This is a genomic window from Hymenobacter sp. YIM 151858-1 (genome assembly GCF_025979705.1).
GTDB lineage: Bacteria > Bacteroidota > Bacteroidia > Cytophagales > Hymenobacteraceae > Solirubrum.
The window spans coordinates 1433880-1457141 of the sequence record NZ_CP110136.1; the positions used below are offsets into that span (position 1 = coordinate 1433880).

General features: G+C 61.6%; 18 protein-coding genes and 1 pseudogene. 7 read left to right on the plus strand and 12 right to left on the minus strand.

The genetic code is table 11. From position 1 onward, the window contains the following. Window positions 1–87: 87 nt before the first annotated feature. The 3 genes from OIS50_RS06375 (at window position 88) to OIS50_RS06385 (ending at window position 3271) form a co-directional block, all read left to right on the plus strand. Window positions 88–1347, plus strand: coding sequence for a competence/damage-inducible protein A (locus OIS50_RS06375; protein ID WP_264693486.1), 1260 nt, complete (start codon window positions 88–90; stop codon window positions 1345–1347). A 194-nt stretch (window positions 1348–1541) separates the two neighbouring features. Beyond that, the gene (locus tag OIS50_RS06380) at window positions 1542–2951 is read left to right on the plus strand and encodes a dihydrolipoamide acetyltransferase family protein (protein ID WP_264693487.1); all 1410 of its coding nucleotides are present in this window, start codon (window positions 1542–1544) and stop codon (window positions 2949–2951) included. A 101-nt stretch (window positions 2952–3052) separates the two neighbouring features. After that, the gene (locus OIS50_RS06385) at window positions 3053–3271 is read left to right on the plus strand and encodes a hypothetical protein (RefSeq protein WP_264693488.1); all 219 of its coding nucleotides are present in this window, start codon (window positions 3053–3055) and stop codon (window positions 3269–3271) included. An 85-nt stretch (window positions 3272–3356) separates the two neighbouring features. Here OIS50_RS06385 and OIS50_RS06390 read toward each other — a convergent pair whose 3' ends face one another. Next, entirely contained in the window at window positions 3357–6041 is a 2685-nt protein-coding gene (locus OIS50_RS06390) for a valine--tRNA ligase (RefSeq protein ID WP_264693489.1), read from the minus strand. 217 nt (window positions 6042–6258) lie between these two features. On the opposite strand from OIS50_RS06390, the gene OIS50_RS06395 reads away from it, so the two are divergent. Beyond that, window positions 6259–7194, plus strand: coding sequence for a carbon-nitrogen hydrolase family protein (locus OIS50_RS06395; RefSeq protein ID WP_264693490.1), 936 nt, complete (start codon window positions 6259–6261; stop codon window positions 7192–7194). A 42-nt stretch (window positions 7195–7236) separates the two neighbouring features. After that, window positions 7237–8457 (plus strand): N-acetyl sugar amidotransferase, encoded by a 1221-nt coding sequence (locus OIS50_RS06400; protein ID WP_264693491.1) that lies wholly within the window; start codon window positions 7237–7239, stop codon window positions 8455–8457. 253 nt (window positions 8458–8710) lie between these two features. On the opposite strand, the pseudogene OIS50_RS20585 reads toward OIS50_RS06400, so the two are convergent. Beyond that, a pseudogene (locus OIS50_RS20585) lies at window positions 8711–8926 on the minus strand (4Fe-4S binding protein); the annotation flags it as partial. A gap of 174 nt (window positions 8927–9100) precedes the next feature. Here OIS50_RS20585 and OIS50_RS06410 point away from each other — a divergent pair. Beyond that, a complete protein-coding gene (locus tag OIS50_RS06410) occupies window positions 9101–10117 on the plus strand; it encodes an aldehyde dehydrogenase family protein (protein WP_264693493.1) in 1017 nt (338 codons plus the stop codon). A gap of 113 nt (window positions 10118–10230) precedes the next feature. Beyond that, window positions 10231–10530, plus strand: a complete 300-nt coding sequence (locus OIS50_RS06415) for a hypothetical protein (protein ID WP_264693494.1) — start codon at window positions 10231–10233, stop codon at window positions 10528–10530. An 84-nt stretch (window positions 10531–10614) separates the two neighbouring features. Here the strand turns inward: OIS50_RS06415 and OIS50_RS06420 are convergent, their stop codons facing one another. From OIS50_RS06420 to xerD, 10 genes are all read right to left on the minus strand, one after another. Further along, window positions 10615–11019, minus strand: a complete 405-nt coding sequence (locus OIS50_RS06420) for a GxxExxY protein (RefSeq protein WP_264693495.1) — start codon at window positions 11017–11019, stop codon at window positions 10615–10617. Between the two features lie 120 nt (window positions 11020–11139). After that, window positions 11140–12012: a nucleoside phosphorylase gene (locus OIS50_RS06425; RefSeq protein ID WP_264693496.1), complete on the minus strand. Its 873-nt coding sequence runs from the start codon at window positions 12010–12012 to the stop codon at window positions 11140–11142. Between the two features lie 176 nt (window positions 12013–12188). Next, window positions 12189–13142: an oxygen-dependent tRNA uridine(34) hydroxylase TrhO gene (gene trhO, locus OIS50_RS06430; protein ID WP_264693497.1), complete on the minus strand. Its 954-nt coding sequence runs from the start codon at window positions 13140–13142 to the stop codon at window positions 12189–12191. A gap of 100 nt (window positions 13143–13242) precedes the next feature. Beyond that, on the minus strand, window positions 13243–13875 hold the full coding sequence (locus OIS50_RS06435) for a NeuD/PglB/VioB family sugar acetyltransferase (RefSeq protein ID WP_264693498.1): 633 nt from the start codon (window positions 13873–13875) through the stop codon (window positions 13243–13245). 117 nt (window positions 13876–13992) lie between these two features. Beyond that, on the minus strand, window positions 13993–15267 hold the full coding sequence (locus OIS50_RS06440) for a hypothetical protein (RefSeq protein ID WP_264693499.1): 1275 nt from the start codon (window positions 15265–15267) through the stop codon (window positions 13993–13995). Then, window positions 15264–16568 (minus strand): DUF2851 family protein, encoded by a 1305-nt coding sequence (locus tag OIS50_RS06445; RefSeq protein WP_264693500.1) that lies wholly within the window; start codon window positions 16566–16568, stop codon window positions 15264–15266. Before OIS50_RS06445 ends, OIS50_RS06440 begins: the two co-directional genes overlap by 4 nt. A 117-nt stretch (window positions 16569–16685) precedes the next feature. Next, window positions 16686–17330 carry an outer membrane lipoprotein periplasmic chaperone LolA1 gene (gene lolA1, locus OIS50_RS06450; protein WP_264693501.1) on the minus strand — a complete coding sequence of 215 codons (645 nt, stop codon included), beginning with the start codon at window positions 17328–17330 and terminating at the stop codon, window positions 16686–16688. 115 nt (window positions 17331–17445) lie between these two features. After that, window positions 17446–20421, minus strand: a complete 2976-nt coding sequence (locus OIS50_RS06455; protein ID WP_264693502.1) for an FtsK/SpoIIIE family DNA translocase — start codon at window positions 20419–20421, stop codon at window positions 17446–17448. Between the two features lie 89 nt (window positions 20422–20510). After that, window positions 20511–22244 carry a DUF6044 family protein gene (locus OIS50_RS06460; RefSeq protein ID WP_264693503.1) on the minus strand — a complete coding sequence of 578 codons (1734 nt, stop codon included), beginning with the start codon at window positions 22242–22244 and terminating at the stop codon, window positions 20511–20513. A gap of 96 nt (window positions 22245–22340) precedes the next feature. Beyond that, the gene (xerD, locus tag OIS50_RS06465; protein WP_264693504.1) at window positions 22341–23246 is read right to left on the minus strand and encodes a site-specific tyrosine recombinase XerD; all 906 of its coding nucleotides are present in this window, start codon (window positions 23244–23246) and stop codon (window positions 22341–22343) included. Between the last annotated feature and the right edge of the window lie 16 nt (window positions 23247–23262).

The window sequence follows — 23262 nt, forward strand, 5'->3', positions numbered from 1 at the left end:
TGTAAACCGGAAGGCTCCGGGCGTGGTCTGTAGGAAACGAGTGCACAAATTGCGCCGAAATTGCCTGCTTTCAACGCTCCTCTCGCTATGTCCCAAATTCCTGCCGTCGAAATCATCACCATTGGCGACGAACTGCTCTACGGCCAAGTTATCGATACCAACTCGGCCTGGATGGGCCAGGAGCTGGGCAAAATCGGCCTGCGCATCCGCCAGATCAGCTCCGTATCAGATAAAGCCGAGGAGATAGTGCGCGCCCTCGACGAAGCCCGCCGGCGCGCCCAGGTGGTGCTGATGACCGGCGGCCTGGGCCCTACCAAAGACGACCTGACCAAACACGTGCTGGCCCGCTACTTCAGCTCGAAGCTGGAGCTGTACGAACCCTCGCTTCGCGACGTGGAGGCCATTTTTGCCCGCTTCAACCGGCCCATGCTCGAGGTAAACCGCCAGCAGGCCTACTTGCCCAAATCGTGCACCCCGCTGCGCAACACCGTGGGCACCGCGCCCGGCATGTGGTTCGAGGAGGGCGGCGTGGTATTCGTGTCGATGCCCGGGGTGCCCTTCGAAATGAAGCATCTGATGACCACGCACGTGCTGCCTAAGCTGCAGGAGTACTTTCGGGTGCCGCCCATCGAGCACGCGGTGCTGCAAACGGTTGGACAGGGCGAATCCTTTCTGGCCGAGCAAATTGCCGATTGGGAAGCACAGTTGCCGGCCAACATGAAATTGGCCTACCTACCCTACCTGGGCGGGGTGCGCCTGCGCCTCACCGCCACCGACGACGGCCAGCCCAATCTGCGCGGGCGGCTCGAAGCTCAGCTTCCGCAGCTGCGCGCCCTCATCGGCCCTTACTTGTTTGCCGAAGGCGAGGTGCCCTTGGAGGCCGCCCTAGGTGCCATGCTGCAGGAACGCGGCCTCACCATCGGCTCGGCCGAAAGCTGCACCGGCGGCGCCATTGCCCACAAGCTTACGGGCGTAGCAGGCAGCTCGGCGTACTTCATGGGCAGCGTTGTAGCATATGCCAACGAGGTAAAAGTGAGGCAGCTGGGCGTGCAGCCTGCTACGCTCGAAGCCCACGGCGCCGTAAGCGAGGAAACCGTGCGGCAGATGGCCGAAGGTGCCCGCCGCCACCTGGGCGTTGATGTAGCCGTGGCCACCAGCGGCATTGCCGGCCCCGGCGGCGGCTCCGACGACAAGCCCGTGGGCACATTCTGGCTGGCCTACGCCGACGCGCACCAAACCGTAGCCCGCAAAATCACGTTCAACCGCGGCCGACAGCTCAACATTGAGTTCATAACCACGGCTGCGCTGAACCTGGTGCGCCAGCACTTGCCCCCCATTGGGCAATAGCAGCGCACTACTGATTTACCTTGCTGTGGATCAGCGGATTGGTCTTCTCCCCTAACGACTGTTCGCCGACCTAGGCTTGCACATGAGGTAGCATACCGCAAATCAGCTACCTTTGGCCCCGATTTCAGGCCGCTACCGCCTGTTTTCTCACGTTCTAGCTTCCTTTCCCACCCCAATTATTCTAATCAAACCGCATGGCACGAGTGGAAATGGTGATGCCCAAAATGGGCGAAAGTATCATGGAAGGCACCGTCCTCAAATGGCTCAAGCAGGTGGGCGACACCATTGACCAGGACGAATCGGTGCTGGAAGTGGCCACCGATAAAGTGGACACCGAGGTGCCCGCCATCCACGCCGGCGTGTTGCAGCAGATTTTGGTGGAAGAAGGCCAGGTGGTAGCCGTAGGCGCCCCCATCGCCATCATCGAAACCGACGCCGCTGCTGCCTCCAATGGCCAGGCTCCGGCTGCCGAAGCTGCTCCCGTGGCTGTTGAGGCCGAAGCTGCCCAGGTTGCCGAGCAAGTGCCGTTCGTGCCGAATGCCGCTGCTGCGTCAGCCGCCGCAACGGGTGGTTCGCAACTGGGCGAGGCCCAGCCCGGCCGCTTCTACTCGCCGCTGGTGCTCAACATCGCCCGCGAGGAAGGCATTTCGATGGCTGACCTGGAGCGCCTGCCCGGCACCGGCCAGGGCGGCCGCGTTACCAAAAAAGACATCCTCGATTTCGTGGCCAACCGTGGCCAACAGCCGGCCCAGGCTGCTCCGGCAGCAGTTGCTCCGGTAGCCCAAGCCGCTGCCCCGGCCCCGCAGGCTACGGCGGCAGTTGCCGCCCCCGCTCCTGCCGCTCAGCCTGCCGCGGTTGCAGCATCGGCCAGCAAACCGGCACCCTCGGTAAGCGGCAACCAGGAGCTGATCGAGATGGACCGCATGCGCAAGATGATTGCGCAGCGCATGGTCGACTCGAAGCGCATTTCGCCGCACGTTACCTCGTTTGTGGAGGCCGACGTAACGAACATCGTGCAGTGGCGCGAGAAGCACAAAGACGCCTACAAAAAGCGCGAAGGCGAAAACCTGACCTACACCCCCATTCTGGTGCAGGCCATCGTGAAAGCCATTCAGGACTTCCCGAACATCAACGTGTCGGTTGATGGCGACTACATCATCAAGAAGCGCGACATCAACATCGGCCTGGCCGTGGCGCTGCCCTCGGGCAACCTCATTGTGCCGGTGATTCACAACGCCGATCAGCTGAACCTGAATGGCCTGAGCAAGCGCGTGAACGACCTCGCTAACCGCGCCCGCCAGAACAAGCTGAAGCCCGAAGACCTGGCCAACGGCACCTACACCGTGTCGAACGTGGGCTCGTTTGGCAACGTGATGGGCACGCCCATCATCATGCAGCCGCAGGTGGCCATCATGGCCCTAGGTGCCATCAAGAAAAAGCCGGCCGTGATTGAGACGCCGCAGGGCGACTTGATCGGTATCCGCCACTTCATGTTCCTGTCGCACTCCTACGACCACCGCGTGGTTGATGGTTCGCTGGGTGGCATGTTCGTGCGCCGCGTGGCCGACTACCTCGAGCAGTTCGACCCCAACACGACCATCTAAAAAGCCGAAAGCCGTGGCAGCTGCAAACGCTTTTGCCACGGCTTAGTACTTGAACAAGCCCGTCAGATCGGCGGGCTTTTCTTTTTGATTTCTTTCAGGTTATGAAAAATTTTGTGACCCTAGGTGCGCTGGTAATTTCGCTGGCCCTGATCATCTACCTGTACGTGCGCCTCTCCGCCACGGAGCGGCAGTTGGCCGATGCTCAACGGCGCATGGCCGACTGCGAGCAGGTAACCTTTCAGCTGCAAAACCAGCTAAGCCAGCAAGCCCGTATGCAGGCGCGCGAGGCAGGTCGGCCGGTTCCGGGCGAGCAGGAGTAGCAGCCCGCGTTGCCGGGCTTGCGCTGACAAACAAAGCGGCCACACCTTTTGGGTGTGGCCGCTTTGCTTTAAATCAGTTGGCAGCTTACAGCGCCGCCAGGCTTTGCTCGAGGGCTGCGATTTTAGCCTCGGCATCGGCCAGCTTCTGCCGCTCGCGCTCTACCAGGTCGGCCTTGGCGTTCTGCACAAACTTCTCATTGGCGAGCTTTTTCAGCACCGAGTCGCGGAAGCCCTGCGCGTACTCCAGCTCCTTGGTCAGACGCTCACGCTCGGCCCCTAGGTCGATCTGGCCTTCCATGGGCACGAAGAACTCGGCACCACCCGAAACGAAGCCTACCGCCGCAGCCGGGGCAGCATCTACCACGCTGATTTCGGTGAGGGCCGCCAGCTTACGGATGATGCCATCGAAATCCTGCAGCAGAGCTGTGTCCTCGGTTTTGGCCGCCAGCGTGAGGGGCTTGTTCGGACCCAGGCCTTTCTGGTTGCGAATGTTACGCACACCGGCCACCACATCCAGTGCCTTTTCCACCCGGCCCAGCAGCTCGGCGCCGCCCTCAACGAGCTGTTGCTTGGGCCAGGCGGCTACGCAGAGGTAGTCCTTGGGGCCGCGCTCGGCCAGGTGGTGCCATATTTCCTCCGTGATGAACGGCATGAACGGGTGCAGCAGCTTCAGGAGTTGCTCGAAGAAGCCGGTGGTGCGGCGCAGCGTTTCGGCATCGATGGGGGCCTGGTAAGCCGGCTTGATCATCTCCAGGTACACCGAGCAGAAGTCGTCCCACACCAGCTTGTAGATGGTCATGAGCGCGTCGGACATCCGGAACTTGTCGAAGTGCTCGTCGAGCTCGGCCAGGGTGCTCTGCAGCTTCGCCTGAAACCACTCCGTGGCCCGCTCGTTCACGAACGGCAGCTCCTCGCTTACCTCCCACCCCTGCGTGAGGCGGAAGGCGTTCCAGAGCTTGTTGGTGAAGTTGCGGCCCTGCTCTACCAGCTTAATATCGAACAGCAAGTCGTTGCCGGCCGGCGACGAGAACAGCATGCCGGTACGCACACCGTCGGCGCCGTACTGCGCAATGAGGTCGAGCGGGTCGGGCGAGTTGCCCAGGCTCTTGCTCATCTTGCGGCCCTGCGCATCTCGCACAATACCGGTGAGATACACGTTGCGGAACGGCACATCCTTGCGATACTCCAGGCCGGCCATGATCATGCGCGCTACCCAGAAGAACAGGATTTCCGGGGCCGTTACGAGGTCGTCGGTCGGGTAGTAATAGTTGACGTCGGGGTTATCCGGATCCTTAAATCCGTCGAATACCGAGATGGGCCACAGCCACGACGAGAACCAGGTATCAAGCACGTCTTCGTCCTGGCGTAAGTCGCTAGCTTGCAGCTCGCTGTTGCCGCTTTGCTCACGCGCCAGTTGAAGTGCTTCCTCGTCGGTGAGGGCCACCACAAAGGTGCCATCGGGCAGGTAATAGGCCGGAATGCGCTGGCCCCACCACAGCTGACGCGAGATGCACCAGTCGCGCACGTTCTCCATCCACACCCGGTACATGTTCTTGAACTTGGGCGGGTGCAGCTTCACGGCGTCGTTCTCCACTACCTCCAGGGCGGGGCCGGCGAGGTGCTCCATTTTCAGGAACCACTGCAACGACAGGCGCGGCTCGATAACGGCCCCGGTGCGCTCCGAGGTCTGCAGCACGCTCTGGTACTCTTCCACCTTGTCGAGCAGCTCGGCGTCGCCTAGGTCCTTCACGATGTTGCGGCGCGCGGCAAAGCGGTCCTGCCCCACGTACAGCACGGCCTTCTCGTTCAGGAAGCCGCCGTCGTCCAGGATATCAATTACCGGCAGCTTGTGCTTCAGGCCCAGCTCGTAGTCGTTCAGGTCGTGCGCGGGCGTTACCTTCAGCGCCCCCGTTCCGAAATCAATGGCTACGTACTCATCAAGAATAACCGGAATTTCGCGACCTAGGAGCGGAATGCGCACCTTGGCACCGTGCAGGTGCTTGTAGCGCTCATCGTTCGGGTTCACGGCCACGGCCACGTCGGCCATGATGGTTTCGGGGCGCGAGGTGGCGACGGTTAGGTAGGTAACAGGTGATGAGGTGACAAGTGACACGTCTTCATTTTCACCTGTTGCTTGTCCCTTGTTACCTGTCACCACCTCATACCGCAGGTGGTACATCTTGGCCACGGTGTCCTTCGGAATTACTTCCTCATCCGACAAGGCCGTGCGGCCCTGCGGGTCCCAGTTCACCATGCGAATGCCGCGGTAAATCAGGCCCTTGCGGTACAAATCGACGAACACGCGCAGTACGGCCTCGGTCAGGTCGGGCTCCATGGTGAAGCGCGTGCGCGACCAGTCGCAGGAGGCGCCGAGCTTTTTCAGCTGCTCCAGGATAATGCCGCCGTACTTCTCCTTCCACTCCCAGGCATACTTCAGAAACTCCTCCCGCGAGAGGTCTTTCTTCTCGATGCCCCGCTCCTTCAGCATCTGCACCACTTTGGCTTCGGTGGCGATGGAGGCGTGGTCGGTGCCGGGCACCCAGCAGGCTTCTTTGCCCTGCATGCGGGCGCGGCGCACCAGCACATCCTGAATGGTGTTGTTCAGCATGTGGCCCATGTGCAGCACGCCGGTTACGTTCGGGGGCGGAATCACCACCGAGTAAGCAGGTTTGCGCGGATTGGGCTTCGAGTTAAAAAAGCCTTGCTCCTGCCAGCGTTGGTACCATTTATCTTCTACCTCGGCTGGCTGGTAGGTTTTTGGGATGGACATAGTCGCTCTGGAATCAGTTCGGAAGCGGCAAAAGTAGGCATTTCGGGCCGGGGGCGGAAGCGCGGGCCAAGGGTGCGGCTGCGCACGTGTGCCACAGGGCCCGTATTTTCGCCCCCGACAACTGAGCTACTCAAAGGTTTAACGCGTCAATCCCCTATTTTTAAGGTTTGGCGCGTTGCCCAACGCAAGGCTCCGGATCTGAAGCTTTCCTCTGCTCATGAATTCGCTTTTTAGTCGGTGGAAGAAGCCCGCCTCCCCGGCACCGGCTCCTACTCCTTCAAGTGCGCCCGCTGCAGCAGCTCCCACGCAGGGCACGCTGCGCGTGGGCATGGCGCAGCTGCTGGTGGAAGGCGGCGAACCGCACCGCAATCTGGAGCGCGCGGCGCAAATGATTGCCCAGGCTGCCCAGCAAGGCTGCGCGTTGGTACTCCTGCCCGAAACCCTTGATTTTGCCTGGACGCACCCCAGCGCCCTCGCCGAGGCCCAGCCAATTCCCGGCCCCCACTCCGACCGGCTTTGCCAGGAGGCCGCAACGCACAATATCTACGTGTGCGCCGGCCTGACCGAACGCGCCGCCGACGGCCGCATTTTCAACGCGGCCCTTCTCATCAGCCCCCAAGGCGAAATCCTGCTTAAATACCACAAGATCAACCTACTGGCTGTAGAGCAGCCGTTTTACCAGGTAGGCCAAACCCTGAACGTCGTCGATACGCCCCTAGGTAAAATCGGCGTCAACATCTGCGCCGACAACTACCTCGATGGCTTGTCGATTGGGCACACGCTGGCGCGCATGGGGGCCGAAATCATCCTCTCGCCCTCTTCCTGGACGGTTGATTACTCGCTTACCGAAGAGCACGACCCGTACCAGGAAAAATGGGTGAAGCCCTACAAGATTCTGGCCTCGCTCTACAACGTGGTGGTAGTGGGCACTACCTCGGTGGGCTACATCGTGGGCGGGCCCTACGAGGGCAAAAAGAGCGTGGGCTGCTCGCTGGCCGTAGCGGCCGATGGCATCAAAGCCCAGGGCACCTTCAACGAGTTTGCCGGCGAGCTGATTGTGGCCGACTTACCGCGCCCACACCGCCCCGAGCGCGGCACGGCCATCAGCGACAAACTGCGGCAACTGGGCTACCGCTTCGACGAACTTCTGTAATCCCTCACTTTTCAGCTGCGCCTATTGAAACAGTTCTACTCCATGAAAGTACCCCTCGCACAGCCTCATACTCATTCGGTCCCTTTGGCATCAGCTACCTCGCAGGTAGCCGGGCAACGCTGCACGCGTTGCATTATGGATACCACCGTTCCGGGTATTAGCTTTGAGGCCAATGGCGAGTGCAACTTTTGCGCGTTGCACGATAAAATGGACCGCGAAAATCCCCTAGGTCCGGCGGGAGAGCGGTACGTGCAGGAGGTAGCCGCCGAGCTGAAGCACCTAGGGCGGGGTAAAAAATACGACTGCGTGCTGGGCGTGAGCGGCGGCCGCGACAGCAGCTTTACCCTCTGGTACTGCGTGGTGAAGCTCGGCCTGCGGCCGTTGGCCGTGCACTTCAACGACGGCTTTGGCAACCCGGTGGCGGGCGAAAACATGGTGAAAGCCTGCCGCAAGCTGGGCGTAGAGCTGCGTACCATCACCTCCGACTGGCGCGAATCGAAGGACCTGAAAATTGCTTTCCTGAAAGCTTCGACGCCGGATATCGAGGAAGGCACCGATGTGGGCATTGCCACCGCGCTGTACGGTGTGGCGGCCAAAGAGGGCCTCACGCGCATCATCATCGGGCAAAGCTTCCGCACCGAAGGCATCTGCCCCCTGTCGTGGAACTACCTCGACGGCAAGTACCTGAAGGCTGTGCACCGGCAGTTTGGTACCGTGCCGCTGCGTAAATGGACGCCCAATGATCCGGGCTTCAATCTGGATCTGAAGGAGATGTTCTACTACTCAGTTATCCGGGGTATTCGTACGGTAACGCTGCTGTACCACGTGCCCTACGTGCGTGCCGAGGTGGATGAGTTGCTGCAGCGCGAGCTGGATTGGGTAAACCCCGGCGCCCATTACTTCGACGACCTCTACCAGAGCGTGATTTACTACCTCAACCGCACCAAGTTCAACATCGACCGGCGCTTGTTCAACTACTCGGCGCTGGTGCGCTCGGGCCAGATGACGCGCACCGAAGCCCTGGAGCGCTGCCAGCACGTAAATGCCATTGAGGACGAGAAAGTCATCAACCTGTGCATCAAACGCCTGGGCCTCACGCGCGAGGAGTTTGAGCAGATTGTGGCCGCGCCGGTGAAAACCTTCCGCGACTACCCCAACAACTACGCACTCATCCGGCTATTGCGCTGGCCCATCAAAATTGCCAGCAAGCTGCGCCTGCTGCCCGAGTCGGCTTACGATAAGTATTTCAACTGCGGCACTTAAACAGCTGTTTCACTCATCTGCGGTAAGCAAAGCGAAGAACCTTATTGCACCGATAGTAAAAACTACCTAGGCGCGATAAGGTCCTTCGCTTGGGCTCAGGATGACCGAAAAAAGTCTTCTAGGCGATGTGCAGCCAGTCTTTCTTCTTCAGGAGCTGATCCTGCGACTCGCGGTAATCGGGGTCGTCAACGCAGCAGTCGACGGGGCACACCGCCGCGCACTGGGGTTCCTCGTGGAAGCCAACGCACTCGGTGCATTTGTCCGATACGATGTAGTAGTACTCGTCGGAAACGGGTACTTGGGGGCTGGTGGCATCTACTTGCTTGCCGCCATCCACCTCAATGGTGCCTTTCAAGGTGGTACCGTCGGCCCAGCGCCAGTTTGCGCCGCCTTCGTAGATGGCGTTGTTGGGGCACTCGGGTTCGCAGGCACCACAGTTGATGCACTCGTCGGTAATCATGATGGCCATGGCCGTAGGTCGTCAGGTTTGGTAAGGGAAGTGTTTCTGATACGCAGCCGCCGGGGCTTGGGGTTGTTGGATTCAACCGGAAGCTCGGCGGTAGGTTCTGACACAGTCGGGCAAAAGTAGTACTGCCCGCGGTTTCTTACGAACTTTCGGCCCTGATTCCCGCTTATGCCCCCTATGACCCAAGCCGAACGTCTTGCTGCCTTCGTACGCCTAGGCCAGCGCCTGCGCACCCTCCCCGACGATGAACTGACCTCGCTGGCCCGGCGCGCCCGCAGCCACAACCCCTGGTTCGACGAAGGCAACGTGCGCGCCGCCGTACAGGGCGTAGCCCATCTGCTCGAGGAAGAGGCCCTGCGCGAGTGGGCAGGCCGCTACGCGGCCGAGCCCCTGGGCACGCCGCGCCGCGTGGGAGTGGTAATGGCGGGCAACATCCCGATGGTCGGCTTCCACGACTTGCTGTGCGTGCTGCTCAGCGGCCACATCCTGCTGGCCAAGCTTTCGGCCGACGACAACATCCTGCTGCGCTGGGCTGCCGACGAGCTGCTGCAAATCGAGCCTAGGTTTCAGGAAAGCCTGCGCTTTGTGGAGATGCTGCGCGAGGCCGATGCGTTCATCGCCACCGGCTCCGACAACACGGCCCGGTACTTCGAGTTCTATTTCAGCAAAAAGCCCCATCTCATCCGCCGCAACCGCTCGAGCATTGGCGTAATTGCCGGCCTGGAGCCCGAAGCCGAGCTGGCGCAGTTCGGGCCCGATATCTTCCAATACTATGGCCTGGGTTGCCGCAACGTTTCTAAACTGCTGGTGCCGGCCGGGTATGACTTCGTACCCTTCCTGAACGCCATGCACGCGTGGAGCAACGTGCTGGATCATAACCGGTACAACAACAACTACGACTACCAGAAAAGCCTGCTGCTCGTGAACCGGGTACCGCACCTCGATTCGGGCTTTCTGATGCTCACGGAAAGCATGCAGCTGGTGTCGCCGATTTCGGTGGTGCACTACAGCCAATACCAGGACCAAGACGACCTGCGCCAGCAATTGGCCGAAGCGGCCCCGAAAACGCAAATCGTAGTGTCGGTAAATGGCTGGTACCCGGGCAGCGTGCCGGCCGGGCGGGCCCAGCAACCCAGCATCAGCGACTATGCCGACGGCGTAGATACTATGGCATTTCTGACGGCTTTAGCTTAACTTATAGGAGCCGCGCTCCACAAGGTCGTTCTTCACGCGGAATTCACTTGCTGCAGACTTTCTAGCACGGTTGTTTGTTAAGTGTGTACCCACTACACCGATTTTGTACGCCTATGCAAGTCGTCACCCAATCGGCCGAAACCGTTGCGAAAGAAACGATTCCGACCCTCCGCTTTCCGCACGAAGACGTGCTGCCCACCGTTGCCGAACAAAAAGTTCGCCGCTTCGATGCCGAGCGAGCTTGTGCCCTAGGTAACAACTACCACGGCAAGCTCGACATCTACTTTCAGACAGAGGACGGCCGTGTAAAACGCGTGCAAACCACCGTGTGGGCCGTGCACGAAAATTACATCACCCTTAAAGCCGGCATTACCATTCCGCTGAACGCCATCATCGGCTTTGACTTCTACTAACCACGGATTCGAGCGGATTTTTCGGATTCCGCGGATTTGGTAGAAGGCTAATTTCTCGGTTGTGTTACCAGCCGCGGCAACTTCCTACGAGTTTGTAGGAAGTTGCCGCGGCTGGTTTTTAAGAAAGCGCTTGAACCTCAGGCTTGCTTCGCCAAAATTGATCAGCAACCCAACTTCTAATCTGTACGCTTCCAAATAATTTATCGTCTGGGCGAAATGCACCTGGGTTAATTCTTTCGAAGCTTTAAGCTCGACCAGAACGTTTTCTTCGATCAAGAAATCTACGCGCCTGGCACCCACTTCCTGGCCTTTATAGAAGATCGGAAGCGCAACTTCTCGCTGAAAAGCCAGCCCGTTTTCCTCTAGCTCAATTGCCAAGCAACGCTGATAAATATTCTCGGGAAAACCATTGCCTAACTTCTGGTGAACGGCCATTGCGCAGCCGATGATGCGGTGCGTTATCGGGTTGAATCGGGTATCTGATAGCATAAAAAAGCTGGGCCGCAATTGCGGCCCAGCTTAAAATTAACCAACGTCTGGCGAAATCGCGCCACGCTACAAACGTCCCCAAAATCCGCGGAATCCGAAAACTCCGCTCGAATCCGTGGTCTAGGCGCGGTCCAGCGTTTTGGCAATCAGGTCGTTTACAATCTGGTCGCCGTTCTCGGCAAACTCGCCGGTGGCGCGGTTGGCCACAATGGCATTCAACGACACCACCTCGTGGCCCAGCATTCGACCTAGGGCGTAATAGCCGGCCGTTTCCATCTCGAAGTTGGTGAGGCGGAACGTGCCCTCGGGGTTGCTGAACTGCACGCTGCGCAGACGCTCGAGCAAATCGGGGTAGCGGAGCCCGAGCCGAAGCGAACGGCCCTGCGGACCGTAGAAGCCCGGGCACGTTACGGTATTGCCGTTGAGCATGCCGGCGCCCAGTTGCTCACGCAGCAAGTCGGAACCAAGCACGCAGTACGGGCGGTAATCGAGGCCAACAGCTTGCTGCACGGTGGTGGCAAACTCCACTTCCGCGCCCGTCTCCACCAGGGGGTAGAACTGCACCAACGACTCCAGGCCGATGGCGTGCTCAGTAACCAAGTGCGCCCCTACCGGCACATCGGGCTGCAGCGCGCCGCTGGTGCCCACCCGGATGATGCGCAACGAAATGCGCTCTTCGAGCGGGCGGGGCTCACGGGTTACAAAATCAATGTTTACCAGCGCGTCCAGCTCATTCAGCACAATGTCGATGTTATCGGTACCGATACCTGTGGAAAGCACCGTAAGGCGCTTGCCGCGGTAGTACCCCACGTGCGTCACAAATTCGCGTTTGGCAACCTCGGTTTCAATCGAGTCGAAGTGTTGGCTTACCAGCGCCACACGGTCGGGGTCGCCCACGGTGATGATGGTATCGGAAATGTGATCGGGCAGCAGGTTCAGGTGGTAGATGCTACCATCGCGGTTCAGGATGAGCTCCGACGAAGGAATCGGCATAGCAGGAAGGGAATGAAGAATGAGGAAGGACGAAGTACGCAGATTAACTGAAAACGGCGCGGCGTAAACAAGGTTTACGCCGCGCCGCAGGGCAATTGTTCGGGTAAGTTGCTGAGCCCGCGCTTGCACGGGTGCCGGCAACGCATTCCGCGTTGTTTATTGATTACCCATCGGGGTTACCGTACCGGCGGGCAGTACGAAAGCAGGCCCTGCTCGGGGTTGTAGTGGTTGCTCAGCTTGGGGTAGTTGCCGGTGCCGTCGTAGGGGCGTTTGTCGGGGTGCTGCTGGCAGGCTTCGGAGCAAGCGCCGTCGAGCTTTTCGCCGCAGCTTTCGCATTGCACCACGTGGTCGTTGCAATGGGGGTTGGCGCAGTTCACCATCCGCTCGTTGGGCTGGCCGCAGCATACGCAGTGCGCTAGCACGGTGGGGTTTACGGAGTTCACATCCACGGCCACCCGACCATCAAACACGTAGCACTTGCCCTCAAAGTCTTCGCCGCCCGCTTCGAGGCCGTACTTGATGATGCCGCCGTGGAGCTGGTATACGTTTTCGAACCCTTGCTCGAGCAGGTACGCCGAGGCCTTTTCGCACTTAATACCGCCGGTGCAATACGTCAGAATCTTCTTGTCCTGATACTTCCGCAACTCCTCCACCTTCTCCGGAAACTCCCGGAAGTTGCCGATGTCGAGGGTAACAGCATTCTTGAACCGGCCCAGGTTGTGCTCGTAATCGGAGCGCACGTCCAGAATTACCACGTCGTCGCGGTCTTTCATGTCGCGGAATTCTTTCGGCGACAAGTGCACCCCGGTACGCTCGTAGGGCTTGATGGCGGGCAAGCCCACGTGCACGATTTCGGGCTTGATGCGCACGTGCAGTTTCTGAAAGGCATGGGCTGGCGCCTCCTCGATTTTAAACTCCAAAGCATCGAAGCGCGCGTCGGCCTTCACGGCCTGCATGTAGGCCTCGCAGTTTTCCTGCGTGCCCGAAACGGTGCCGTTCAGGCCTTCCTCGGCCACAATAATGCGGCCGCGCAAATCGAGTTTCAGGCAGAGGCGGTGGTGCTCTTCGCGAAACGCCAGTACATCGTCGATGGGCGTGTAGCAGTAGTAAAGCAGTACGCGGTAGTCCATCTTGTTAATTATGAATTAATAATTCTGAATTATGAATTGACCGGATGGCTGCTTGGCTACACCTCTGGCGCTGAAAAGATTCAGCATTCAGAATTCAGAATTACACCTTCGCAGCTGGGTTGCCGAAAACGGTTTGGCCGGCGGGCACATCGGCCACTACCACGGCGCCGGCTCCTACGCGCGCTTTGGCCCCGATTTTAACCCCGGACACAACCACCGCGCCCGAGCCGATAAAGGCTTGCTCCTCCACCACGACTTCGCTGTTGATGATGGCCCCGGCGCCAACTTGCACGTAGTCGGCGAGCTGGGCGCGCACATCTACCACGGCCCGGGCGCCAATCAGGCAACCGTTGCCGATTTTGCAATCGGAGCTGAGCACGGCGCCGGCCGACACCAGGTTGCCGTGGCCCAGCCAAGCGTGCTCCGAAACGCTGGCCGCCCGGTGAATGGCGTTTACGGGCACTTGCTCGTACTCCTGGCGCAGCATGTTGGTGAGGGCTCGGCGGCTGGCCGTGTCTTCGGTAGCCACGAACACCTCGCATTTTTTGCCCAGCAGCTTCAGAAACTGCTCGTCGTCGGTGCTGCCCATCACCGGAATGTCGTGCAGATCGGTGTTCTGCAGGTTCTGGTTGTCGTCGAGCAGACAGTACACCACCACTTCGTTGCTGTTGAAGGCATCGAGGGCGGCGGTGCCAACGTTTTGGGCACCGAGGATGATAACGGGATTTTCCATGCGCGAAGCTTCTGGGGGTGCGCCACACCTAGGCGCCACAAGCCGCAAAGATACGGCACCCGCTCCCGAAAGTCATTGCCCAGGCCCGGCAAAGCGGCGGCGCGGGCCTCCTCAGGGTTAGCGCAGCACAAACACGCGCAAGCGGCGCAGCACGTTGGCAACCGTTGGCTGGCAGCTTAGCACCAATACCAGCATGGGCAGCATAGGCGCCCGGTAGCGGCTGAGCGTGCCCAGGTTGGGGGTGCTCAGGCCAAGCAAGGCAGCCAGCACAAAGCAATAGGCAAGCAGCGCCAGCCCCAACGCAAACGGCAGCACCTCGCGGCGGTGCCGGCGGCCTAGGTCCCAACTGGCCAATGCCATCAGCAGCAGCAAACCCAGGTTTTCGAGGGCCGCAAACCCGTAGAACATGCTGTCGCCCTCCCAGGCAAAAGGCCGCAGCAGCGCGCTGGCTACCGCTTTGGGCGTGTAGCGCGCAATGCTTTCGGCGGTGGGCGCAAGGTGCGGCAACGCAATGTGCGGGCGCCCCACCGATTTTTGCTGCAGCGCCGAATAAGTGCGCGTGAGCTGGCTGGCAAACTTGTTGAAGCGAAACACCGGGCTTACCTCGCCGGCGGCAAAAGCACCTACCCCAAGCGTAAGGGCAAAAATCGCCACTTGCCACAGCTTCCGAAGGGCAAACAAATGCTGCGCTACCCGCACCACTCCCAACGCTAACAGCGCCGCCAACAGCGTCCCGCCGTAGAAAAAACGCATCTTGAAGTTCAGGAAAGCGCAAAGCAACCCCGCTGCCACCCAAAGCCAAGGCCGCCTAGGTGAGCCGTACAGCAGCATTACTGCGGCAGCCACCAGCCCCGCGCTGCTGGCCATCAGCAAGCTTTCCTTGGTAATGCCTGCCGACCAATACAGCGCCGACGGCCAGAACAGCAAGCCCAGCATGGCCGCGCCCTTGGTGCCGGGCAGCACCCTGCCAAACACTTGTACCGCCAGCCAGCAACCCGCAAAGCTGATCAGCGACAAGTACAAGGCCGTGAGTAACATGGAGCCGCCCGTAAGCAGGTTGAGGGCTGAAAGCAGCTTGATAAAGAAAAACGTGTTGGAGTACCCGTGGAACACCAGCTCGTTGCCGGCAAAGCGAAACTCTTCCCCTGCCAATGTCCTTAGCCAGGCGGCCGGGCTGTGCCACAGCTGATCGTTGAGCCACTGCGCCCACTCGTGGTAGTATCTGGCATCGGAGGTGGGGCGCACTACGCTGATGCCCCCTGCCAGCAAACGCAGCACCAGTGCGGGCAGCAATGCGTACCGAAAGCCCGCCACGTGGCGCTGGGCGCGCAGCCAACGCCAGAGCAGCCAAACTACCCCAAGGTTTCCGGCAATGGCCAGCAGCAACTTCACTTCGTAGCCGAAACGTTTCGTTGGAGAATGCGGCTGCCGATGGCGCAGTGCAGGCAGCGCCGGGGGGCACAGTAGCCGTGGTGCAAAGCTAGCAGCCCTTGCGAGTCGGCGGCCGAGCGGTGCCGAAACTGCAGCTCCTCGTACACGGCCAAAATGCTGTTTTGCTCGCGCGGCAGCTGCGTCAGCAAATCCACCGCGGCCTCTACGCCCGCCTGGTTATCGATGGAGCGGGCGTGGGCCACCCGCAGCGGCACCACCACGTTGATGATGAGCAGGTGGGCGCTGCTTTTGCCCAGGCCCGGCACCTTGGCCGCCGGCACGCCGGGCCGGTAGTGCTGCTGCCAGTACGCCGAAACGGGGGCCAGCAGCACCTTCTCCAACGTGCGCACGTCGGGCGCATCGAGCAGGGGCTGAAACAGCCGGGGCTGCGCGTGCAGTAAGGCGGCCAATTGCGCCAAACGAACCGTCGGGAAATTAGCCGGGCGCAGGCGCAGAAAATTCCACTCGTGCGCGGCCATGGCCGCCGGGCCCAGTTTGTACTTGTGCGCCAGAAAATCGTACTCGCGGCGCAGGGCGGCGCAGTACTCATCGGGCGCCGCCTCGGCCGGAGGCAGCAAGCCGGCCTGCCCGAAGAGCAAGGCCTCGGTTTGGCGCGCGTCGTGGCGGTGCTTTCGCAAAACGGCCAGCGGCAAGGCCTGCGCGAGCCGGGTCAGCGGCTCGGTGTTTTTCTTGAACCCGAAGCCGGCGGCCAGGGCATGCCAGGCGGTGCTTTCCCAGTCGTGGCCGGTGCGGGCGTGCAGGGCCTGCAGTGCGGTGGCCTTCTCGGTTACGCGGTCGAGCAGCACGCGCTCCACCATCATCAGGCGGGTAAGCTCGGGCACGGCTGGCAGGGCGCCGGCACAAGGCAACAGCGTGGGCAGCGGGGCCGTGGTGAGGGCCTCGTAGGCAGCCAGCAGCGCCGGCTCGATGCGCGGCCCTAGGTGGAGCGTGGGCACGGGGCTGCCATCGGTGCGGTGCACGGGGGCGTCGGCGGTGTGCACCACGTGCAGCACCACCTGATCGTACTTCTTGTCGGTCTGATGGTTGTGCCGGCGCCAATCGGAGGCGCGCAAGTGGATTTCCACGGCGCCGTTCCACTCCACCTCGCCAATGAGCAGGCGCGCGTTCAAAAAATCGGGGCCAGCATCGGCGTTGCGGTAGCCGGGCCGCAGCACGGTTATGGGCTCTCCGGCTTCGGTGCAAAGCGTGGTTTTATCGAAGTACTGATGCTGCCAGACGTAGTGAATAAAATCTTCCTGCATACCTGATATTATACCCAAGGATAACCCGACGAAATTACGGCGTTCGGCCCACAACACCGCGGCCCGCCCCTGCCTAGGTGGCAGAAGCGGGCCGCGGGCAATGGCACCTAGGGCAGCTTAGCGCAGGTCAACGACCTTCACGCCTTTGTACTTGGCCTTGTCGAAGTTAAAGGTAGCGCCATCAACGGGCGGGTTGGGCTCGAACTTCTTGATGGCGAAGGTGTAGCGGTTGCCGTTCTTCTTGAACATCTTCCAGCTTTTGACCGACTTATCCTTCTTGCTCACGTTCAGGCGCACTTTGTACACCTGGTTGTTGTGGTCTTCGGGCGAAAGCTCGATTACGTCGCAGGGCACGCCGCCTTCCACGGTTTCGCCGGCGTAGGCATACTTATAGCCCTTTTTGTAGAGCGTGTAGATCTGCGAAGGCGAAATTTCCTGGTCCTCGGGGTCGTAATCCGAGATATTCACCTCGTTTTCGGCCTTCATGTAGGTCCACATCGTCTGGCCGTTGTTGATGACCTCCTGGCCATTCAGCTTCAGCCGGAACTTGGGGCCGCTCACGATGATGTCGCCGTTCATGTTCTCCTTCACCTTCGCCGACTGGTTTTCCAGCGTTTGGGTGAACGAGGCCCGGAACGCTTTCATCGCCTGGTACTTGGCACTCATCTGATCCAGGATTTTAGCGGCTTTGGGGTCTTGCTGCGCCACGGCCAACTGAAATGACGAAACGGCAATGGCCAACAGGGCAACGAATTTTTTCATGGGGGAGAGTGGGGTTTCAGCGCTTAGATACGAAAGCAGAGAACTTAGTTTAAAGCGGGTTGGTGGTTTCGGGCCAAAAAAAGTCTAAGCGCTGATTTCGGCTCGGTTGGTTCTCTTACTTGGGGAGGCTATTCAACAACTGTTCCAAAGCGTACTCGTCGGGTATCAAAACCTCGCGGGCCTTGCTGCCTTCAAACGGCCCAACGATGCCCGCGTGTTCCAATTGGTCGATTAATCGGCCGGCGCGGTTGTAGCCCAGCTTCAAGCGGCGCTGCAGCAGCGAGGTGCTGCCTTGCTGATGCTGCACGATTACGCGGGCGGCTTCCTCAAACATCGAGTCGCGGTCGGCGGGGTCCATGTCCTCGTTGCCGCCGCCGGCGTCGCCGTCGGAGCCGGCTACTTCCGGTAGCATATAAGCATCGGAGTAGCCTTGTTGTTCACCGATAAAGTCGCACACGCGGTCCACCTCGGGCGTGTCGATGAATGCGCACTGCACGCGAATCAGGTCGGAGCCGGCCGAGAACAGCATGTCGCCCTGGCCGATCAGCTGGTCGGCGCCGCCCGTGTCCAGAATGGTCCGCGAGTCAATCTTGGAGGTAACCTTGAAGCTGATGCGGCACGGGAAGTTGGCCTTGATGATACCGGTAATAACGTTTACCGAGGGGCGCTGCGTAGCCACAATCAGGTGAATACCAATGGCACGGGCCAGCTGCGCGAGGCGGGCAATCGGGGTTTCAACCTCCTTGCCGGCGGTCATCATCAGGTCGGCCAGCTCGTCGATTACCAGCACAATGAAGGGCATGTAGCGGTGCCCCTTTTTGGGGTTCAGGCGACGCTCCGTGAACTTGCGGTTGTACTCGCTCAGGTTGCGGCAGCCGGCGTCCTTCAGCAGGTCGTAGCGGCGGTCCATTTCCATGCACAGCGAGTTTAGCGTGTTCACCACTTTTTTGGTATCGGTGATGATGGCCTCCTCGGTATCGGGCAGCTTAGCCAGGTAGTGTCGCTCAATCTTGTTGAAGATGCTGAGTTCCACCTTCTTCGGGTCGACGAGCACAAACTTCAGCTGGGCGGGGTGGCGCTTGTAGAGCAGCGAGGCCAGAATCACGTTCAGGCCCACCGACTTACCCTGGCCGGTGGCACCAGCCATCAGCAAGTGCGGCATCTTGGCCAGGTCGGCCACAAACACCTCGTTGGTAATGGTGCGGCCGAAGGCGATGGGCAGGCTCATCTCGCTGTTCCGGAACTTCTCCGTGCTGAGCACCGAGCGAATCGACACCATTTCCTTTTTGGTGTTCGGCACCTCGATACCGATGGTGCCTTTGCCCGGAATGGGCGCGATGATGCGGATACCCAGGGCGGCCAGGCTCAGGGCAATGTCGTCTTCGAGGCTCTTGATTTTGCTGATGCGCACGCCGGCATCGGGTACGATTTCGTAGAGCGTAACCGTGGGGCCGATGGTGGCTTTGATGGAGGCGATGTTGATGCCGTAGTGGCCCAGCGTCTCCACGATGCGGTCTTTGTTGGCCTCCAGTTCTTCCTTGCTTACCTGCGCTTTGGCCTGCCCGTAATCGTTGAGCAGCTCGAGCGTGGGGTACTGGTAGCGGGGCAGATCGAGCGTGGGGTCGTAGTTCACCATGGGCATGGCGTCCTCGTCCTCCTCTACCACGGCCGCCACGGCGGCGCCGGCGGCAGGGTCCAGCTCATCCGTGTCGGTTTCGATGGCCAGCACCGGCGCGGGTTCGGGCTCGCGCGGCATCTCTACCTCAAACGCCGGGCCTTTGGCAGCGGTAGGCGCGGGCAGCGGCGCGTCGTTATCGGCCAAATCGGCCAACGACAGCGGCGTAGGAATGCTGCTCGCCGCAAATACCGGGGCGGGCTCGGGCTCGGCGGCCGGGGCTTCGAAGGAGAAACTGGGGCCGCTGCTGGCCACCGTAGCGGCTGCTGCCGCCCCTAGGGCCGGGGCTGCGGCCTGCGCCACGCCGCCCATGGCCAACGAGGCCGCCACACCGGCCGCCGAAGCCGCCGGGCTGAGGCTGATGGCCGCGGGCGTTTGCTCCTCCTCGCCGTCGTCGTCGAGGGCGAAGGCCAAGGCGGGGCGGGCGGGTTCGGGTTTCGGCTCGGGCTTGGCGGCTTTGGCCGGAGCGGGCTTTTCGGGCTCGGCCAGGGGGCCTACGCGGCGGAGCGTAAAGCCCATCGAATCGTCGTCGGCGTCGTCGCCATCGAGCGAGGCCCCGGGGTTGGCGGCGTGGTTGACACCTAGGCCGGTTTGGCCGTACAGGGCCGGCTCGGGCATGTTGGCTGGCGCCTCCGCGTCGTCGTCGGCCGCGGCACCTAGGCGACGCGGCAGGTTGAGGGTGGTAACGTTGAAGAAGCCTACCACAAAGGAAATCAGCAGGAAAGCCAGCAGCAGCACCGTACCCCAGCCAATCAGGCTATCGAGCCACAGGGCGGCCTCGTAGCCCACGCCGCCGCTCAAAAAGTCGAGGCTGTGCGCCACGCGCGGGTCGGCGTCGGGCGTTTGAATGCTTAGCACCAGGTAGCCCATCAGCATGCTAAGCCACAGCATGGCAAACATGCACACGGCCGACACAAAGCTGAGTGACACCTCGGCCCGCCGGAACACCACTTTGTAGCCGGCCGCAAAGGCCACCGGTATCAGCGCAAAGGCGGCAATGCCAAAGCCTTGCTGAATAAGCAGTTGCGAAACCCAGGCCCCCAGCAGCCCCAGCCAGTTGCCCGACTCCTGCCCGGCTTCTTTTACCGAGGTCTGGTCGAGGCCCTCCACCACGCTTTGGTCGGCGTGGCCCGTGAACAGGTACGAGAGGAAGGCAATGGTGAGGTACAGCGAGGTGAGCAGGAAGAAAAAGCCCACGAACAGCTGAAAGCGCCGGTCGCGCAGGAAGGCAAACGAAAGCCCGATGTTGGGCAGCTTCAGGGGCTGGCGCGGCGCTTTGGGAGCGGCCGGCGGGGCCGGGCGTTTGGGTTCGCGCACCGGCTCGGCCGCGGCCGCCTTGGGTTGGTTGCGCGGGCGGGGCTCGTTGGTGGCCCGAGGAGCCGGGGCATTCGCGGGTTTGTACGTATTCTTTGCCATTTGACGCGCCAAAGGGCCAAAATTATGGGTTTTTCGCCGGTAGCCGACGAGAACTAACACTTGAAACGGCCCGCTGAAGGGGCTATTACCTAGGGCCGTATTTCGTAAATATAGAGGGCCCAGTACGCGGTTGGGCTATCGGGCTGCGCAATTAGCTGCAAACCAGCGCGGGCTGGATGCGCCAACCGCACGGCCGACAGCACATAACGCCCGCCCATTGCGCGAAAGGCCGCCGTGTCGAGCCGGAAGTCCTGTACCACCACGCCATCGGTGCGGCCCACGCGGAAATTGCGCCCCAGCCCGGCCGCGAACAGGTAGCAGCGGTTGCCCCAGTCGTCGAAATAGCGCCGCAGCTCGGGACTTTTGGCCAGCTCGGGCGCAATGATGCGGCGAAACCGGTGCTTGTAGGGCAAGGGGTAATTGTTCTGGTAGCTATCGAGGGTGTAAAAATCATTGAGCTGCGCCACGGCGGGCGGCAGGCCCAGGCACGCCACCCGCCACGCGGCGGCCGGCTGGCCGCTGCGCTGCTCCAGCTGCCGCCGGGCTTGCCCGAACAGCTCGGGGGCTACAAACTGCCGCCACGTGGGCTCGTGTGGGGCGGGGCGGCCGGCCCACAAGCGCAGGTTGTTCAGCCACTCGGCGTTGCTGCCCAGGCCAATGGCAAGCTGCAGCACGATCAGGCCGGTGCGCAGCGGGCCGGCGGCCAACCGGCGCAGGGCCAGTACCCACAGGCCAAACCACAACAGCGGCATCAGGAAATGGAAGCGCGTGAGGTTGAAGGCGCCCAGCGCGGGCGCCACGCGCTGGATGGGGCCCATGGCTTGCGGGTAAAATCCGCAGAAAACCGACAGTGCCACCAGCACCGCCAGCCCCGCTCCTACCCGCTGCCGCCAGGCTTGCCGTGCGGGCCTAGGTGCCCGCCGCAGCTGCCACGCGGCCGCTACCAGCGCCAGGGCCACGCCGCCATGAAAAAACCGGCTGCTGTGGTACTGCCCCCACCCTAGGTACTGCAGGGTGCTGCGCAGCCCGGCAGCCAGGCCTTGCGGCGCCAGCTCGGCCAGCCGGAACTCCACGCGGTGCGGCACAAACTGCGGCCGCAGCAGCACGGAGCTGATCAGCGGCCACTCGGTAACGCAGTAGCCCAGGCCCAGCACCACTACCCCACCGCAGGCCGCCAGCGCCAAGCGGCGGTGCCGCAGCCAGTCGGCAGCGAGCAGCAGGCTCAGCGCAGCTACCACAAAAAAGCCCCCCAGCACCAGCATCGACCACAGCGGAAAAGCCACCAGCACCAGCCAGGGCCACCACGCGCGGCTGCCGCGGCGCAGCTCCAGCACTGCCAGCACCGGCCAGGGCGTGCCCAGCGCCGACAACCCGTAGATGGTGTAGGCCGGCAACACGGCCCAGGCCAGGGCCACGGCGGCGGCCAATGGCCGGTGCGGCTGGGCAGCCAGCCCATAGCGGCGCACCAGGCAGTACATGCCCAGCAACGCCACCACGCGCACCAACAGCTGATTTACCCAGTAGGCCGTAAGCGGCCCGAACACCCCAAACAAAGCCACGGTAGCGTTCAGGCCCGGCCGCAGGGCGTTGCGGGGCAAGCCGTTCATCACGGCGGGCACTTGCGCGGCGGGCCGGTAGTCAAGCGCTACCCCAAAGTGCTGCAGCAGGTACGGCACGCTGATTTCCGCATCGAGGTTATCGTCGATCAGCACGTAGCTATCGGGGCCGCGCAACACGCAGGGCAGCCACAGGAGCAGCAAAGCCAGCAGCGCCAACAGCCAGGGCGCTTGGGCGGCGGTTAGGATTCGGGAACGGGTCGTCATGGGGGCCGCAAAGGTCGGGGGCCGGGGCCTTACGCCCTAGGTGGTGTGGGCCGAAGGTCGCGGCAACAGGCACCCGGTTGGCAACTGCCGGCGCGGCTAGCTGCGCGGGTGAAAGGAGGTAATCACCTGGCGCAGGTAGTCGCGGTCGAGGTGGGTGTAAATCTCGGTGGTGGTAATGCTTTCGTGGCCGAGCATCTCCTGCACAGCGCGCAAATCGGCGCCGCCCTCAATCAGGTGCGTGGCAAACGAGTGCCGGAAGGTGTGCGGGCTGATGGTTTTGCGGATGCCCGCTTTGGCCGCCGTGTCCTTGATAATGTTGAACACCATCACCCGCGACATGGCCCCGCCCCGCCGGTTCAGGAACACGATGTCCTCGGAGCCGTGCTGAATATCGAGGTGGCAGCGCACGCCCTCCAGGTAAAGCCCTAGGTGCTTGAGCGCGTCGCGGCCAATGGGCACCAGGCGTTCCTTGGAGCCCTTGCCCAGCACCCGCACAAAGCCCTGGTCCACGTAGATATTCGACAACCGCAGGCCCGTCAGCTCCGATACGCGCAGGCCCGAGGAGTACAGTACTTCCAGCATGGCGCGGTTGCGGGTGCCCTCGTTGGTGCTCAAATCAATGGCCTCCAGCAGCTGCACCACCTCCTCGTAGGCCAGCGTATCGGGCAGTTTGCGGCCGAGCTTGGGCGAATCGACGGTATCGGTGGGGTCCTGGGTGGCGAGGTCTTCGATCAGCAGAAACTTGTAAAAGGCCCGCAGGCCCGACAAGGTGCGCGCCTGCGAGGTGGCCGTCATGCCCAGCTCGCCCAGCCAGGCCAGAAAGTCGCGGATGATGCGGCTGGTAACCTGGTCGGGCCGCGCGGGCAGCTTGCTGATGTCGAGGTACTGGCGCAGCTTGTCCACGTCGCGCACGTAGGCCTCCACGGAATGGCCCGAAAGCGACTTTTCGAGGCGCAGGTAGCCCTGAAATTGTTTTAGGCAGAGGGTCCAGTTCAAGCTCATCGGCCGCAAAAGTACC